Here is a 15,306-nt window from a genome sequence, read left to right on the forward strand (position 1 = left end):
GTCGAAATTTGTATAACTTTGCAATAGTTATTATACATAACTATTGTAAGCGATTCAATCATTTTTTTTAACGTTTTCATTTTAGACAAAAATATATGACTTTTTACACATGCTCTGCCTTTACTAAGCGTTGCAAGTGCATCGTTAAATAAATACTTTCAGCTTCATATACAGGTAGTTGCAACTCTTTTTGCATGACCTTAACTAGCTTCCAAGCCAAGTTATAGCAAACTGGATACTCCGCCTTTAATAAATCAGCAAAACTTTGCGATTCTTCTACTTTTTCTCCTTTTTTCACCCTCTCAATGGCATATTGAAGATGACGAATAAGGCGTAAATAATGAATGCTCTCTTGGTCTAATGTAATTTGTAAGTTTGTCTCAATTAAAGATACAAGTTGTGCAATGAGACGGGAGTTTTGATTAACTGAAGATAAATCAGAATTTGTAAGCGAACTGTAAATGTGAAGTGCAATAAAACCAATTTCTCCTTCTGGCAATGTAATTTGCAAACGAGAATTTAAAAGTTGTACAACACCTTCCGCAATTTCATATTCCTCTGGATAGAGCATTTTTGTTTCAACTAAAAAAGGGTTATCAATTGTAAGTCCTTGTTTTAACCTTTTAATCGCAAATGAAATATGATCCGTTAACGCAATATGAATATGTTCATTTAGTGGAGATTTCGCTTTTTCTTGAATGTACAGCATAATATCGTTCATCAATTCAATTAATTTTTCACTAATATGCGGCACTAATAATTTGTATTGTTCACGATCACGTTCATTTTTTAAGACAAACATTTTTTCGATTTGTTCTTGCTCCAATACATCTTTCGCTTTTTTCCCAAATCCAATTCCTTTACCAATCACTACTACTTCCTCGTGTTCCGGATGGCTAGCAATGATGACATTATTATTTAAAACTTTTTTAATTTCTAGATAATTACTCATATAACACCACCCTCGTACTTAAATAGCCTACTTTTATGTTACAGAATATTCTTCTTTGTCGTCAATGTAAAACATCTGCCATTTAATAAAAATTCATTTTTTAGACATGTTTATATATGATGCGTATAATGTAAGAGCAACTGTACATAGAAAGGAGATAACAGCATGATTAAAATGTTTGTAAGTGATATCGATGGTACAATGATGCAACACGGAGGTCTTATTGATGAACAAGATGTTGCGGCACTACGCAGCCTTGCCGAACAAAATGTTATTCTTTGCTTCGCTTCCGGAAGACTTGATAATGAAATTGCAGACTTAATGAAAGCTGTAAATACAAATTTTCATCGCATTAGTGTAAATGGTGTTTTTGTATATACACATGAAAATAAACAACTATTATCTGCAACTTTTGATTCCAGCATACTTCCCGATTTGTTAGCTATGACGAATGAAGATCCTTATTTCCGTTATGTAAGTGATGAGCATAATTATTACATTGAAGAGAAAACACCTTTTATTCAAGAACTTGAACAACAAGTAACTATGACTTCTGTTGAAGAACCAAACTTACTACAGAAGATTGATGATACAATTTTCCCAAATAAAATTTCTGTCGGTGGAACAAAGGAGAGCTTACAACTCCTTCAGAAAAAAATTGATGAAAAATTCCACGGGAAAGTTAGTACTTTCATCTCAGCAGAACAATGTTTAGATGTAATGCCACCGAATGTTAGTAAAGGCTCTGCCATTTCTGTTTTATTAAATGAGTTTCAAATAAAACCTGAGGAAATTGCTTGTATAGGGGATTCTTACAATGATATTCCTATGTTTTCTTTAACTCCTCACAGTTTTGCTATGTCACAAGCAGATAATGCAGTAAAAAATCACGCTCACTATGTAGTAAATCACGTCAAAGATGCTGTTAACCACGTAATTGCTCATAATAAAAATACGACTCATTCCTTATAAGGATGAGTCGTATTTTTATTTCTTTACATGTTAACCATTTTCAATTCCACTGTACTTCACAAACTGAAATATACTATTTGTTACGTGCGATATTCGTAATAAATTTATAACGATCTCCACGATAAATACATTTCACGTACTCTAGCGGTACCTCACCTTCTGAATATGACCATTGACGCATTACAAGTACAGGCGCCTTTTTAGGAATATGCAGATGTTCAGCTTCATTTTCCGTCGCAACGGAAGCTTCAATTGACTGAGTAGCGCTAACAAGTTTAAAGCCCAGTTTTTTCTCTAAATGTTCATATAAAGATTGTTGCAATATCTCTTCGTTAATATCTTTTACAAGAGCTGGCGACAAATATGTCGTCTCAAAAGCAATCGGTTCATCATCAGCTAAGCGAATACGCCTCACTTCATAAACCGATTCCCCCTCCTGTATTCTCAACCGGTCTGCTATTTTCGCAGTAGCTGGAACTAGGCGGAAACTAAGTAATTGACTACTTGGGTTCATCCCACGAGAAATCATGTCTTCTGTGAATCCCGTCATTCCTTGCAATTTTTGTTCCACTTTCGGAAGTTGGACAAATGTTCCAATTCCACGCTTCCGATATAAATAGCCCTGTTCCACTAAATTATTAATCGCCTGTCTGATTGTCATTCGACTCACTTCGAACTTATCACAAAGTTCATTCTCAGATGGGATTTTATCTCCCGGCTTCCATTCGCCGTCCTCAATTAGCTGTTTCACCCACTCTTGAATCTGATAATAGATCGGAAATGGTGAATACTTGTCGATGTTCATCAGCAATCGCCTCACTGCATAAAGATAGAGCTTCTTGATCAGCGATTACGGTTACATTCGGATGACGTTGTAAAACTGTAGCCGGACACTCTTCACTATATTCACCTTGCAATAATTCTTTAACAGCTTCTGCCTTTTTAGAACCCATAGCAACAAGTAGAACTTGTTTCGCTTTCATAATGCTTCCAATTCCCATTGTAATCGCATGAGTTGGCACATCTTCTTCTTTTTCGAAGAAGCGAAGGTTTGCTTGGCGTGTAGATTCTGTTAATTCAACAATGTTTGTTGGAGAATTAAACGGTGTTCCTGGCTCATTAAATCCGATGTGACCGTTTTCACCGATTCCAAGAATCTGTAGGTCAACTGGGTTAGCAGCTAGAATGCTCTCGTAACGTTTGCACTCTTCCTCTAAATCACTTGCCATCCCGTTTGGTACATAAGTTTGTTTAAATGGAAGATGATCAAACAACTGTTCTTGCATGAAATAGTGATAGCTGTTTTTATCTTCATGTGGTAAATTTACGTACTCATCTAAGTTTACAGTGGTTACACGGCTTGTATCAAGTTTATTTTTTCGCATTTCTGCATAAATACCTAATGGAGAGCTTCCTGTAGCCATTCCTAACGTTGGATTTTCTTTTGTTTTTACAACTTCTTCAATTAATTTATAACCTGCTTCTGCTAGTTCTTCTGGAGTTTTTACAACAAGAATATTCATTTAATTACTTCCCTTCCTTCATATGAATTCCTAAACGAACCGTATCATATACATGTAAATCTTCATTCATCACAACAAAGTCTGCATCTTTTCCTACCGCTAATGCACCTTTATTATTTAATCCAAACTCTTCTGCTTGGTTAACTGATGTCATCAGTACTGCATCTTCGATTGAACAACCTGTAAATTCAATTACATTTCGGAAAGCTTGATCCATTTTTAAAATACTACCAGCTAACGTTCCATCTTCTAATCGAGCACTACCATCTTTTACATGTACTGGCTGTCCGCCAAGCTCATATAATCCATCTTCAAGACCCTTTGCACGCATTGCGTCAGTGATAACACTTACTTTTTTTGGTCCTTTTAACTTATATGCTAATTTCACCATATCAGGGTGAATATGAATGCCATCTGTAATTACTTCAACCATTACATCTGGATTTAATAACACATGACCAACAACTCCTGGTTCACGGTGATGTAATCCACGCATTTGATTGTATAAATGTGTCGCATGTGTAATCTTTCTATTTTTTAGTTGCTCATCAATTGCATCTGTATGCCCCATTGTGCCAACTACACCAGTTTCAGCAAGATATTGTTCAAACTCTAATGCTCCCTCTTCTTCTGGTGCATATGTTACTAATTTAATTAAATTCCCACTTGCTTCTTGCCATTGTTTAAATTGCTCAATATTTGCAGGAACGATATGTTCAAGTGGTTGTGCACCTGCACGTTTCTTTGAAACATAAGGTCCTTCTAAGTGAATATATTCGAAATGCGCTCCTTTTTCTTTTGCTTCTTTTGCAGCAGTTAACGCTGCTTCAATTGCCTCTGGAGCTTGTGTCATTGTTGTTGGGAAGTAAGTTGTAACCCCTTCTTTTAACATTTCTTTACCTAGAGTTACTAACCCATCGCTATTTGCATCCATCGCATCAATATCGTATCCACCATGAATATGAACATCGATCATACCTGGAATTACAATCTTCCCTGTAGCATCAAAAACAGTTTCATTTTCTTGTGGTACATATTGAGCCATCAAACCAATTTCTTTAATGGTTTCTGCGTAACGAATAAATCCGTTTTCCACTATTTCTTGACCTGTGTAAATTTTGGCATTGATGACAATTTGCGTTTTCATTTTCATCGATCCTTTCCCATGAATTACCTACTTTTTATTATTACCTTATTCGCCTAGTTCCATCTTAATATACGCACGAGTAGTTGTCTATACATTCTAATGAAATTTCCTTTTTATTCAACAGAAAAGGAAATTTCTTACGTCTCTTATAATTATAATATATATTATTCATTTTTCCAAAAAGGGACAGTATCGCCCCCTAATCTAGAAATCACTTCAATAATGGCATTAACCCGCTAGACTCTAACATAATATGTTCACCATCTGTTTCCATTTCTACTGTACGTTTATTCGTTCTATATACCATTATACCGTGCCTTTTTAAGCGTTTCACTACACTTTGGTGAGGATGTCCATACGGATTACTACTCCCGTACGACAAAATAGCAAACTGCGGTTCCACTTTTTTTATAAACGTTTCACTTGTTGAAGTATATGAGCCGTGATGCCCTACTTTTAACACATCTGCATGGACATCAAATTGTTTTAATATTTCATGTTCTGTCCGTACATCCGCGTCACCCATTAATAAAAAATCCGCTTTTCCATATCGCACCTTTAAAACAATTGAGGATTCATTATTTTCATCTTTTGATTTCCCGTTGTTTAATACTTGTATAGAAACATGTGGATCCAGCGGTATATATTGTCCTTCCTTTACTGAAACGAAAGGTATCCCTCTTTTTTTAATATTATTCCGATACGTATGATAAGTAAGAGAACTATATGTTTTTCCGCTATCTAATATAAGCGATACCGGCATTTGCTCTACAATTGGAATTAACCCCCCTATGTGATCCATATCGGGATGCGTACTGACAATTACATCTAAATGATTAATCCCTTTCTCAATTAATTTCTGAATAATAACCTCTCCTGCTTCATAAGGTCCTCCATCAATTAACATTGTTTGTCCATTTGGCATTATAATAAGTGTTGCGTCACCTTGCCCCACTTTTAAAAAGCTCACTTTCATTTTACTAAGATGTTGCCGATGCATATGTAAAGGAGACGTAGTATGAATGGACATCATATACCTTTTAGCTGATGCGCTATTTAAAGAAAAACATAATAAAACAGAAACTAATAATAAAATAATCCGCATACCTCTCATAACTCGTCTCCTTTTTTCATTTAGTATGGCACTGTAAATAATTGATATACAAAAAAAGCTTAGCAAAATGCTAAGCTTTTATTTCGATATCTCTTGTAAGGAACCGAAGAATAAATCTGCTTCATTCATTTGTTCATTCTCTTCAGAAAGCAGTGGTAAATCATCTAATGTTTTCAATCCAAATGTGTCCAAAAATTCTTTTGTTGTTCCGTATAAAATAGGACGCCCTGGTCCTTCTGCTCTTCCCATTTCTTTTATAAGTAAATGTGAAACCAACGTTTGTAACGCCTTATCGGTTTTAACTCCTCTAATCTCTTCCATTTCAGTCCTTGTGATTGGTTGGCGATATGCAACAATCGCTAAAGTTTCGAGGGCAGCTTGTGAGAGTGAAGCAGCTGTTGGTGTATCTATTAATTTTTGATAATATGAAGCATGTTCTTTCTTTGTAGCAAAACGATATACTTTTGCATACTGTACAATTTGCAAACCACGGTTTGCACCTTCACATTCTTGTTGCATTTCTTCTAAAATATTAATTACTTCATTCATTTCAATTTCAAGAACTTTTGCTATTTGTTCTGGATAAATCCCTTCATCACCAGAAACAAATAAAAGGCCTTCAATAATTGACTTTTGTTCTTTCCTATCCATTTCACGAGCTCCTTCCTTCTATTTTCCCATAAAAATACACATCAAAAAACCGAATCACAATTAATGCGTTCGGTTCAATATTTTTTCTCTTGTTCCAAACGATACATTAAAACATAGCATGAGATAAAATGTTTGTATCCCATTTTCACATACTTGCTCTATGCAGATTTATTAGAGCTTGATACGAAAATTTCATCAAAATTATGTTCTTGCTCAATTATGATTTGTTGATTTTTCATAAGTTCCAGAACTGCTAAAAATGTTACAACCATTATTTCACGTTCAGCATCAACAAACAAATCGTAAAAGCTTTGGCGACCACCCTTTATTTTTAACTGCTTTAAAATATCAGTCATTCGCTGTTCAATTGGTATTTCTTGACGAGTAATACGTGTTGTTACAGGTTTTTTTGCCTTTTTACGGCGCATTAATTTTTGAAATGCTGCTAGCATATCATATAACGTAACATCAAGAGGTAAGCTTGTCTCCTCTTCTTGTTGCAACGATGTAAAGTCAATTGGTGGACGTGTATATAGCTGTGCTCTTTCTTGTTCTCTTTCTTTTAACTCAGTAGCAACTTGCTTATATTTCTTATATTCAATTAACCTCTCCATCAATTCTTGACGAGGATCATCTATAAAATCATCACCGTTATCAAGTACATCTTCTTCATGTTTCGGCAACAACATCTTACTTTTAATTTGTAATAACGTTGCAGCCATTACTAAATACTCACTTGCAACATCTAATTGAAGTTCTTTCATCGTATGCACATAAGATAAATATTGCTCTGTAATATCTGCTACAGGAATATTATATATATCAATTTCATAACGATGTATTAAATGTAACAATAGATCTAACGGCCCTTCAAAAGCCTCTACTTTAAAATTATATTGCACAAAGCATCCCACCACATTTTTTCTATAACAACATAAGTATAGAGCATACTCATGTTCTATCCAACCTTTTTAAGAAATTTAATTAAAAATAGACCGATGCCTATGTCATCATGCCCACCACTTCATATGATAACAGTGTAGTAAGAACAATGTAGGAGGTCAAAAAACTATGGGTCACGTTGATTGTGGTTTTAGCGGTGGGTTCGCATTACTTGTTGTACTGTTTATTTTACTAATTATTGTAGGAGCAGCTTGCTTCTGCTAATATGAACAATAACGGCTAGGGGGAAACCTCCTAGTCGTTTATTGTTCATATTTCTATGATACACTTATATGTATAACCGTTAGATAGGAGCGAGAAAACATGTATCCTACCGAATACATACAATTTTTAATTCATTTCCATGGAGATTATGACTATTTTGAATGCCACGAAATACTAGAAGAGTATTGGAAAACAAAACCAAGAGGTAATCGTGATTATTACTTAGTTGGTCTCATTCAAATCGCAGTTTCTTTATACCACCAAAGACGTGCTAATTGGAATGGTTCCACAAAAATGATGAAAAGCGCAATCACAATTTTAGAAAAAAGCGGTGTGCCTTTACAACGTTTAGGAATTAATCAAGTACAACTTCTTTCCTTGCTCAATGAAAGATTGCAATCTATCCATAAAAAAGAACGTTTTTTACCTTTATTTTTACCCTTATCAGATCCATCGTTAGAGAAGCAGTGCATAGAGTTATGTCAAAAACAAAACCTCTCTTGGAAAGACTTGAATGCTATCCCAGGTGAATATATTATAAACAAGCACACTATGCGTGATCGCACAGAGGTCATTACTGAACGAAACGAACAATTACAAAAAAGAAAGCAGAGATAATAAACTACTTATCTCTGCTTTCACGAATGTATATTTTGTTCTAGCCCTTTACATTTTTCGCAAAAACTTGCCGTTTGCTCATTTCCGCAAATTGTAAACTCAAGAAATTTACTCTTTAACTCTTGAACCATCTTCGTCCCAATCCCCACATGACGGTGAGACGGGTTCACACTCAAATGCTGAATTTCTAATACTTGATTCTCTTTTTTTACAATCCCCATTATTCCAACAAAATCTTCATTTTCTTTCCACAAATACAATTGCCAATCATCTTTTGCTTCATATTCTTTCATTGTCAATTGTAATGTTTTCACATCTTTTTCAGTTGGCATAAACGAAAGAAGCCCCATTGCAATTTTTTCATAACTTTTTTTAAAACGAATTAACATAACCCTTATCCCTTCTTACAAAAGTTACAAACTAGTAATCCCCTCAATCACTCTTTTCATATCACATTCATTTTACAATATTTTCAACAGAGTGAGAAGAGTCTAAAACAACTTGATAATCATACAAAGCGAAAAGAAGAAAGTCAAATCTATGTTTCAGCACTATTCCTTTAATAAATAGAGTTAAAAAAAGAAAATTTTATATGGAATGGAAAGAAACATATCATTCAACACCACTTCATTCATAGTTACCCTAAAGCAGCACAATTCTAGCAAAATTAATATAACAAAAAATATTTATTGAAACATATAATGTAATGTATTCTATGTAATTGGTTAAAGGTTTGTTCTCACAAGCAATATATTTTAGCAACAATACTACTTGTATGATGAGCTGTAGAAGAAGTACTCAATCTCATTAAAAATAAAAAAGAGAGCAAAAGCTCTCTTTTTCCTTACCTTATTCTTCCCAAACTTTAACTTCTTTCATTACATCGCCTTGACGCATTTTTAATACTGTTTCAATACCGCTTGTTGCTTTACCAAATACAGTATGAACACCATCTAAATGCGGTTGTGGCTCATGAACGATAAAGAATTGGCTACCGCCTGTGTTACGGCCAGCGTGAGCCATAGAAAGTGATCCTACAAGGTGTCTATGAGGGTTTCCATCAGTTTCACATGGAATAGAGTAACCTGGGCCACCTGCACCTGTACCTGTTGGGTCTCCACCTTGGCTTACGAAGCCAGGAATAACACGGTGGAATGTCACACCATCATAAAATCCTTGCTCTGCTAATTTTTTAAAGTTTTCTACTGTTTTCGGTGCTTCTTCTGGGAAAAATTCCAAGTCGATTTTTTCACCGTTTTCCATTAATATGTATCCTAAAGTTTTCATGCGTATATGTCTCCTTTCAATTATCTCAGCACTATATTACCACATTCATGACTAGAAACAAAAAGAATCCGACAATCTAGATACTTCTTTTTTGAAATGTGGAAAAAGCTAGGTGACAAATAAGAAATATATACTATAATAACTTTGTTGCCCGAAAATTTTAGAAAGAGAAAGGGAGCGATTTTTCGTGAAAACGAAATTATTAGCTCTGCTATTAGCTGTAACGGTATTTATGATGCCAACAGCTTCATTTGCAGACATCATCGAGGGAGAATCAATTGTTACATTAGGAGAGAACTTATCCGAACAACAAAAACAAGATCTGTTAAAAGAAATGAAAGCACCAAAAGATGCTACAATTATCACTGTATCTAATGCGGAAGAACATAAATTTCTAGAAGGCATTGTTCCAAAAGCACAAATTGGTACGAGAGCAATTTCTTCTTCTATGATTACATACACAAAACCAGGATCTGGTCTTATTGTACGATCAAAGAACATTAACTGGGTAACAGATGCAATGTACACTAACGCTTTGATTACAGCAGGTGTAAAAGATGCAGAAATTCAAATTACTGCACCTTTTAAAGTTTCAGGAACTGCAGCTTTAACTGGATTAATGAAAGCATACGAAACTGCGTCCAATAAACAAATTCCTGAAGAAGTTAAAAAAGTAGCGAATGAAGAAATGGTACAAACAGCCCAGCTTGGTGATAAAATTGGTGAAGAAAAAGCAGTTCAACTTGTTGCAAAAATTAAAGAAGAAATTGCAAAAGAACAGCCAAAAACAACAGAAGATTTACGTTCATTAATTAAAAAAATTGCTGATCAACTCGGCATTACATTAACAGATGAACAGTTAGATAACTTAGTATCGTTATTTGATAAAATGAAAAATCTTAATATCGATTGGAATCAAGTTGGTAGTCAATTAAACAAAGCAAAAGAACATGTTTCTGCCTTTTTAGGATCTGAAGAAGGGCAAAGTTTTCTAGATAAAGTGAAAGATTTCTTCTCAAGTATCATTGATTTTGTTAAATCTTTATTCAAGTAAAAAAGAAGCCCGCCAATGACGGGCTTCTTTTTTATACAAGTAACGGTAATTTCATAACAGCCTCTTCAACCGAACGCACTATATGATTTGCTTTCTCCTTTACATATGGATGGGCATGATGAAGAGTAAATGAATGTGGGGTTACTTCAAACATAGAAATATCATTGAAAGAATCTCCAATACAAGCAACTTCATTTGCTTCAATTTGCAAATGATCCATTAGTCGCTTTAGAGCACTCCCCTTACTCACGCCTCTTGGCATAATATCAACATAGCGTTTACCTGATATAAAAACTTCCGCTTCGCCTTGAAACGTATCTCGTAGCTCTTGATCTAACGTCACAATTTTCTCTTCTTCTCCAAAAACAAACAATTTTGCAGGGTGTACAGTCTTACCAAACTCTTCTTCTAACGCTTCAATTTCAGCGATATGCACGCCCATATATGCTTCAAAATTATGGTGATGTTCATTCTTCCTTTTTGTATATCGCTGCTCATTTGCACAAACAATATCCGCTAGTCCTTTTTTATGTATATATCGATATATTTCCTGGGCAACCACATTTTCAAAACTCGATTCATGAAATAAATTTCCATCCGGAAGTAACATTGTCGCTCCATTTAAGCCAGTTGTGTAATATGGGAATGCAAACCTTTTTACAACTTCATCAATTCTGTGTGTAAAGCGGCCAGAGGCAAAACAAATATTTGTCCCTTTCTCAGCTAACCAACACAGCGCACGTTCATCTTCTTTTTGCATATGATTCACATCGTAAACGAGCGTGTCATCTAAATCACTTACAAATAATTTAATCATGTCCTCTTCCCCTTTCATACACAATATCTACTCTAAGTGTACACAAAAAATGTTTGATTTTTGTTAAAAAATAATAAATTTTTTGCTAAAAAAAATAAACGGGTGTATAATCCCGTTTATTTTTGTCTTTTTACATTTTGAGGTCTTACAATACTTGGTCGTACTTTTAAACTAGACATCGTTGGACGGAGTAAAATTTTTGTTAACGCGCCCCAATCAAATGGTAAAAACGGCCATAAATAAGGTGTTTGTAAACTTTTTATAGACGTTAAAAATAAAATTAATATCGTCATACCAATTACAAATCCCATCTCATGGAAGAGACCTGTTAAAATAATAACAAACAATTTCCCAACCTTATTCCCTAATCCTAATTCATAACTCGGTGTTGCATATGCACCAACCATCGAAACTGCTACATACAAAATTACTTCTGGCACAAACAAACCTACATCAATTGCAATTTGACCAATTAATATAGCGGAAATCAACCCTGCTGCAGACGATAACGGCGTTGGAGTATGAATGGCTGCCATCCTTAAAAACTCAAGTCCGACCTCTGCCATTAACACCTGTAATAAAATTGGTAAATGCGTCATCTTAGTCGGTCCAATAAAAGCAAGATTTGCTGGCAAAAGAGTTGGATCAAATACAAACACTAACCAAAATGGTAATAAAAATAACGAGAATATAACACCTAAAAAGCGCACCCAGCGTAAAAATGTACCGACAGCTGGATTTTGTCTAAACTCTTCCGCGTGCTGTAAATGATGAAAATATGTTGTCGGTGTAATCATAGCACTTGGCGATGTGTCAACAAGTACTAACACATGTCCTTCTAGTAGATGATTTGCTGCTACATCTGGCCTTTCTGTATATCGAATAAGTGGGAATGGGTTATAGCTTTGCTTTACAACAAATTCTTCTACTGTTTTATCCGCCATCGTAATTCCATCTACATCGATGTTATTTAATTCTTGTTTTATAATCTTTACTAAATCTGGATTTGCAACATCTTGAACGTATGTAATACAAATATCCGTTTGCGATCTATCTCCTACTCGAACCATTTCATTTCGAAGACGTGGATCTCGAATTCTCCTACGAATTAACGCTGTATTTACAACGATATTTTCAACAAATCCATCCCTCGCACCTCGTACTACCTTTTCGGTATCTGGTTCTGTCGGTGTTCGCCCTGGATAACTACGAACATCGATCGCGAACGCTTCCGTTTCACCTTCCACAAATATCACGATGAGTCCTGATAATACTTGGAGCATTACCTCATCCATCGTTTTCACTTTACTTACTTGTTGATGGATTAAGCGATTCTCTAAAAGCTTCACTGTATCTTCTTCTACATCCCTTATCTCATTTGTATCCACCGCTTCTTCTAAAATAGGGATAATATAATTTGTATCACAAAGTCCGTTTACAAATAACACACCAATTTCTTTATTCAAAATTTGAAATTTACGAATGCCAACATCGTATGTAACGCCTAGTCCAACTGTCTGCTTTAAATAATTTTCATTGTCACTTATGAAAGTTGATATAGGGATATCCACTTTTTTAGGCTTCGTCATAAAAACCACTCCTTTCCAAAATTAATTGAATTGCTTTCTTTGTAATAGGTGACCCTCTCTCCCATTCATCATTTCCGCACATTTTACCAATATCACCAACTCCAACAATGACAGGAACATTTAAATCGTCTAAACAATATATTGTATCTCCACTAATCCTGCCAATTTCACCATCTGGAAGTCCAAATTTATCAACACCATATTCGGTTAAATTCCCGTTCCGATCTACACTTACATCTACACGTGCCCATTCCCAATGATGCGTATTAGACGCCACTGCTAAAATACCGAGCACATCAATTTGTTTATGGGTAGCCACATATTTTAATGCCTTTTCACCAGATCCTTCTCCAATAAATCCACTGTCATCAAACATGACAAATACAGGGTCATATGGCGTTTGCATAATAAGCTCAACAACTTTTTTCCCTGTCAATTTGGTTGGATTACTTTGTGATGCTGAAATACACCTTCCCCCAAATTCCTTCGTTAAAAGCTCAATTGTCCGCTTTGCATATTCATCTCCATCTGTGACCAAAACAACCCTTCGTCTCATTTGATTTATCCTTTCGGTTTACATATAAGTGCTATAAAAAATGAAAACAATATCGCTGCGGAAATGCCCGCAGACGTTAAACTAAACATGCCAATACCAATTCCTAAATATCCATGTTTTTCTGCTGCATGCATTGCTCCGTGCAATAGTGAATGTCCAAAACTTGTAATAGGGACTGTCGCTCCAGCACCTGCAAATTTTATTAGTTTATCGTACAATCCAAATCCATCTAAAATTGCTCCGATGACTACAAAAGTTGCCATTAAATGAGCTGGTGTTAACTTTACGAAATCTAACAATAGTTGCCCAATTAAACAAATAGCTCCACCTACAAGAAATGCATATATAAAATCCACAATTCACTCTCCTTTAACTCTCTCAAATACGACACCATGTGCAATTGTTGGAATCGTTTCCTTCTGTTGCATCATCATCGGGCTTAATAATGCACCAGTCGCAACGACAAAAATTCGTTGTAAATTCCCTTTTTGCATCTCGTGTAATAAATGGCCATACGTAACAACTGCTGAACAAGCGCAACCACTACCACCTGCAAACACTTCTTCTTGACTTGATTCATAAATCATCAATCCACAATCATTGTATATATGCCCAAGATCATAACCTTCCTCAAGTAAAAGTTGTTTCGCAATCGGCGTCCCAACAGCTGATAAATCACCCGTAACAATCAAATCATAATCATCGGCACTTCTTCTTAAATCTTCAAAATGTTGTTGAATTGTATGAGCTGCTGCTGGAGCCATCGCTGCCCCCATATCCAAAGGATTTGTAATTCCTAAATCTTGCACTTTTCCGATTGTAGCTGACGTAATTTTAATTGCACTTTTTTCATTGCTAATTAATATAGATCCTGCACCAGTCACAGTTGAATTTGCTGTCCCTGGTTTTTGCCCACCGTACTCTGTTGGATAGCGAAATTGTCTTTCAGCCGTTGCATTATGACTGCTTACTGTAGCTAAGACACGATTTGCAAATCCACCGTCTATAAAAGCTGAGCCAACTGCTAAAGTCTCCATAGACGTTGCACAAGCGCTAAACATTCCTAAAAAAGGAATGCCCCACTTACGCGCAACATAATTTGCTGTCACTGTTTGATTTAATAAATCTCCCGCTAAAAAGAAATCAATTTGCGATGTTTTTATATTCCCTTTTTGCACTGCTTGTTGAATTGAGTCTGACATTAATCTTCGTTCGGCGAGCTCCCAATTTTCTTCTCCACAATGCAAGTCATCATATGAAATATCAAATTTTTTCCCAAGAGGGCCCTCAGCTTCTTTCGGACCGACAGCAGTACCCGTTGCATTCACATATATATCATTTTGAAATACCCACGTTTGTTTTCCGGTCAACCTCATACTAGCCCCTCCTTTAAGACATAAAAATTTTAAAGGTATACCTTATTAACCCAATGATATATGCACCAACAACCCCAAATACAATCACACTTCCTGCCAGTTTAAACATATTTGTAGCAATCCCTAGAACAACCCCTTCGCTCTTATGTTCTAAGGCAGCGCTCGCCATAGAATTTGCAAATCCTGTTACCGGTACCGCTGATCCTGCTCCAGCAAATTGACCGATTTTATCATATACACCACACCCTGTTAAAATCGCGGATAATAAAACAAGGGTTGCAACAGTTGGGTTTCCTGCCTCTTGTTCACTGAAGTGAAAATAATGTATATAAAATTTCATCAATACTTCTCCAACTGTGCAAATGAGTCCACCTACAAGAAATGCTTTGATACAATTTAGTAAATAGTTTGGCTTTGGATGATACTCCTTCACTTTATTTATGTAATCATCCTTCAATTTCTGACTTGTCATTTATATACTGC

At 35.4% G+C, this 15,306-nt stretch carries 19 protein-coding genes; 4 read left to right on the top strand and 15 right to left on the bottom strand.

The features are described from left to right. Positions 1–103 precede the first annotated feature (103 nt). On the bottom strand, positions 104–952 hold the full coding sequence (glcT, locus tag HFD78_RS06015; RefSeq protein ID WP_000073854.1) for a glucose PTS transporter transcription antiterminator GlcT: 849 nt from the start codon (positions 950–952) through the stop codon (positions 104–106). A gap of 165 nt (positions 953–1,117) precedes the next feature. On the opposite strand from glcT, the gene HFD78_RS06020 reads away from it, so the two are divergent. Further along, positions 1,118–1,924: a Cof-type HAD-IIB family hydrolase gene (locus HFD78_RS06020; protein WP_000594245.1), complete on the top strand. Its 807-nt coding sequence runs from the start codon at positions 1,118–1,120 to the stop codon at positions 1,922–1,924. Positions 1,925–1,997: 73 nt separating this feature from the next. Here HFD78_RS06020 and phnF read toward each other — a convergent pair whose 3' ends face one another. From phnF to scpA, 6 genes are all read right to left on the bottom strand, one after another. Continuing rightward, complete coding sequence (gene phnF, locus HFD78_RS06025; protein ID WP_021727649.1) at positions 1,998–2,729, bottom strand: phosphonate metabolism transcriptional regulator PhnF; 732 nt, start codon at positions 2,727–2,729, stop codon at positions 1,998–2,000. Beyond that, a complete protein-coding gene (nagB, locus tag HFD78_RS06030; RefSeq protein ID WP_001024210.1) occupies positions 2,659–3,447 on the bottom strand; it encodes a glucosamine-6-phosphate deaminase in 789 nt (262 codons plus the stop codon). Before nagB ends, phnF begins: the two co-directional genes overlap by 71 nt. A gap of 4 nt (positions 3,448–3,451) precedes the next feature. Beyond that, the gene (gene nagA / locus HFD78_RS06035) at positions 3,452–4,594 is read right to left on the bottom strand and encodes an N-acetylglucosamine-6-phosphate deacetylase (RefSeq protein WP_002103552.1); all 1,143 of its coding nucleotides are present in this window, start codon (positions 4,592–4,594) and stop codon (positions 3,452–3,454) included. Positions 4,595–4,805: 211 nt separating this feature from the next. Further along, positions 4,806–5,708 carry a ComEC/Rec2 family competence protein gene (locus tag HFD78_RS06040; protein WP_001214829.1) on the bottom strand — a complete coding sequence of 301 codons (903 nt, stop codon included), beginning with the start codon at positions 5,706–5,708 and terminating at the stop codon, positions 4,806–4,808. 78 nt (positions 5,709–5,786) lie between these two features. Continuing rightward, on the bottom strand, positions 5,787–6,359 hold the full coding sequence (gene scpB, locus HFD78_RS06045) for a segregation/condensation protein ScpB (protein WP_000375170.1): 573 nt from the start codon (positions 6,357–6,359) through the stop codon (positions 5,787–5,789). 158 nt (positions 6,360–6,517) lie between these two features. Next, complete coding sequence (gene scpA / locus HFD78_RS06050; protein ID WP_001199752.1) at positions 6,518–7,261, bottom strand: segregation/condensation protein A; 744 nt, start codon at positions 7,259–7,261, stop codon at positions 6,518–6,520. 169 nt (positions 7,262–7,430) lie between these two features. Here scpA and HFD78_RS06055 point away from each other — a divergent pair, with 169 nt between their 5' ends. After that, complete coding sequence (locus tag HFD78_RS06055) at positions 7,431–7,526, top strand: YjcZ family sporulation protein (protein ID WP_000510194.1); 96 nt, start codon at positions 7,431–7,433, stop codon at positions 7,524–7,526. Between the two features lie 99 nt (positions 7,527–7,625). Then, entirely contained in the window at positions 7,626–8,144 is a 519-nt protein-coding gene (locus tag HFD78_RS06060; protein ID WP_000283606.1) for a DUF309 domain-containing protein, read from the top strand. A 20-nt stretch (positions 8,145–8,164) separates the two neighbouring features. On the opposite strand, the gene ribT is transcribed toward HFD78_RS06060, so the two are convergent. Both ribT and HFD78_RS06070 read right to left on the bottom strand, forming a co-directional pair. Further along, positions 8,165–8,533, bottom strand: a complete 369-nt coding sequence (gene ribT, locus HFD78_RS06065) for a GNAT family N-acetyltransferase RibT (RefSeq protein ID WP_000908401.1) — start codon at positions 8,531–8,533, stop codon at positions 8,165–8,167. A gap of 460 nt (positions 8,534–8,993) precedes the next feature. After that, positions 8,994–9,431: a peptidylprolyl isomerase gene (locus tag HFD78_RS06070; protein WP_000853782.1), complete on the bottom strand. Its 438-nt coding sequence runs from the start codon at positions 9,429–9,431 to the stop codon at positions 8,994–8,996. A gap of 187 nt (positions 9,432–9,618) precedes the next feature. Between HFD78_RS06070 and HFD78_RS06075 the strand changes: the two genes are divergently transcribed. Then, positions 9,619–10,485, top strand: a complete 867-nt coding sequence (locus HFD78_RS06075) for a DUF1002 domain-containing protein (RefSeq protein ID WP_000850515.1) — start codon at positions 9,619–9,621, stop codon at positions 10,483–10,485. Between the two features lie 31 nt (positions 10,486–10,516). Here HFD78_RS06075 and HFD78_RS06080 read toward each other — a convergent pair whose 3' ends face one another. The 6 genes from HFD78_RS06080 to spoVAC all read right to left on the bottom strand — a co-directional run bounded on the left by HFD78_RS06080 (position 10,517) and on the right by spoVAC (position 15,295). Then, entirely contained in the window at positions 10,517–11,320 is an 804-nt protein-coding gene (locus HFD78_RS06080; protein ID WP_001987215.1) for a Cof-type HAD-IIB family hydrolase, read from the bottom strand. A gap of 98 nt (positions 11,321–11,418) precedes the next feature. After that, entirely contained in the window at positions 11,419–12,891 is a 1,473-nt protein-coding gene (spoVAF, locus tag HFD78_RS06085) for a spore germination protein SpoVAF (protein WP_000165596.1), read from the bottom strand. Next, positions 12,878–13,447, bottom strand: coding sequence for a stage V sporulation protein SpoVABEA (gene spoVAEA / locus HFD78_RS06090; RefSeq protein WP_001254415.1), 570 nt, complete (start codon positions 13,445–13,447; stop codon positions 12,878–12,880). The genes spoVAF and spoVAEA overlap by 14 nt, the downstream gene beginning before the upstream one ends. A 5-nt stretch (positions 13,448–13,452) precedes the next feature. Then, entirely contained in the window at positions 13,453–13,803 is a 351-nt protein-coding gene (spoVAE, locus tag HFD78_RS06095; RefSeq protein WP_000345904.1) for a stage V sporulation protein AE, read from the bottom strand. A 3-nt stretch (positions 13,804–13,806) separates the two neighbouring features. Continuing rightward, on the bottom strand, positions 13,807–14,823 hold the full coding sequence (spoVAD, locus tag HFD78_RS06100) for a stage V sporulation protein AD (RefSeq protein WP_001241163.1): 1,017 nt from the start codon (positions 14,821–14,823) through the stop codon (positions 13,807–13,809). A 13-nt stretch (positions 14,824–14,836) separates the two neighbouring features. Continuing rightward, positions 14,837–15,295 (bottom strand): stage V sporulation protein AC, encoded by a 459-nt coding sequence (spoVAC, locus tag HFD78_RS06105; protein WP_000203810.1) that lies wholly within the window; start codon positions 15,293–15,295, stop codon positions 14,837–14,839. Positions 15,296–15,306 lie beyond the last annotated feature (11 nt).

It is taken from the genome of Bacillus sp. EKM501B, assembly GCF_011800505.1.
Lineage (GTDB): Bacteria > Bacillota > Bacilli > Bacillales > Bacillaceae_G > Bacillus_A > Bacillus_A cereus.

Bases quoted from the DNA above. Each gene is read 5' to 3' on its own strand.
- HFD78_RS06020 (WP_000594245.1), top strand. From the start codon at position 1,118: ATGATTAAAATGTTTGTAAGTGATATCGATGGTACAATGATGCAACAC.
- HFD78_RS06060 (WP_000283606.1), top strand. From the start codon at position 7,626: ATGTATCCTACCGAATACATACAATTTTTAATTCATTTCCATGGAGAT.
- spoVAC (WP_000203810.1), bottom strand. From the start codon at position 15,295: ATGACAAGTCAGAAATTGAAGGATGATTACATAAATAAAGTGAAGGAG.
- phnF (WP_021727649.1), bottom strand. From the start codon at position 2,729: ATGAACATCGACAAGTATTCACCATTTCCGATCTATTATCAGATTCAA.
- spoVAEA (WP_001254415.1), bottom strand. From the start codon at position 13,447: ATGAGACGAAGGGTTGTTTTGGTCACAGATGGAGATGAATATGCAAAG.
- HFD78_RS06055 (WP_000510194.1), top strand. From the start codon at position 7,431: ATGGGTCACGTTGATTGTGGTTTTAGCGGTGGGTTCGCATTACTTGTT.
- HFD78_RS06070 (WP_000853782.1), bottom strand. From the start codon at position 9,431: ATGAAAACTTTAGGATACATATTAATGGAAAACGGTGAAAAAATCGAC.
- spoVAF (WP_000165596.1), bottom strand. From the start codon at position 12,891: ATGACGAAGCCTAAAAAAGTGGATATCCCTATATCAACTTTCATAAGT.
- nagB (WP_001024210.1), bottom strand. From the start codon at position 3,447: ATGAATATTCTTGTTGTAAAAACTCCAGAAGAACTAGCAGAAGCAGGT.
- HFD78_RS06080 (WP_001987215.1), bottom strand. From the start codon at position 11,320: ATGAAAGGGGAAGAGGACATGATTAAATTATTTGTAAGTGATTTAGAT.
- nagA (WP_002103552.1), bottom strand. From the start codon at position 4,594: ATGAAAACGCAAATTGTCATCAATGCCAAAATTTACACAGGTCAAGAA.
- ribT (WP_000908401.1), bottom strand. From the start codon at position 8,533: ATGTTAATTCGTTTTAAAAAAAGTTATGAAAAAATTGCAATGGGGCTT.
- HFD78_RS06040 (WP_001214829.1), bottom strand. From the start codon at position 5,708: ATGAGAGGTATGCGGATTATTTTATTATTAGTTTCTGTTTTATTATGT.
- scpB (WP_000375170.1), bottom strand. From the start codon at position 6,359: ATGGATAGGAAAGAACAAAAGTCAATTATTGAAGGCCTTTTATTTGTT.
- spoVAD (WP_001241163.1), bottom strand. From the start codon at position 14,823: ATGAGGTTGACCGGAAAACAAACGTGGGTATTTCAAAATGATATATAT.
- glcT (WP_000073854.1), bottom strand. From the start codon at position 952: ATGAGTAATTATCTAGAAATTAAAAAAGTTTTAAATAATAATGTCATC.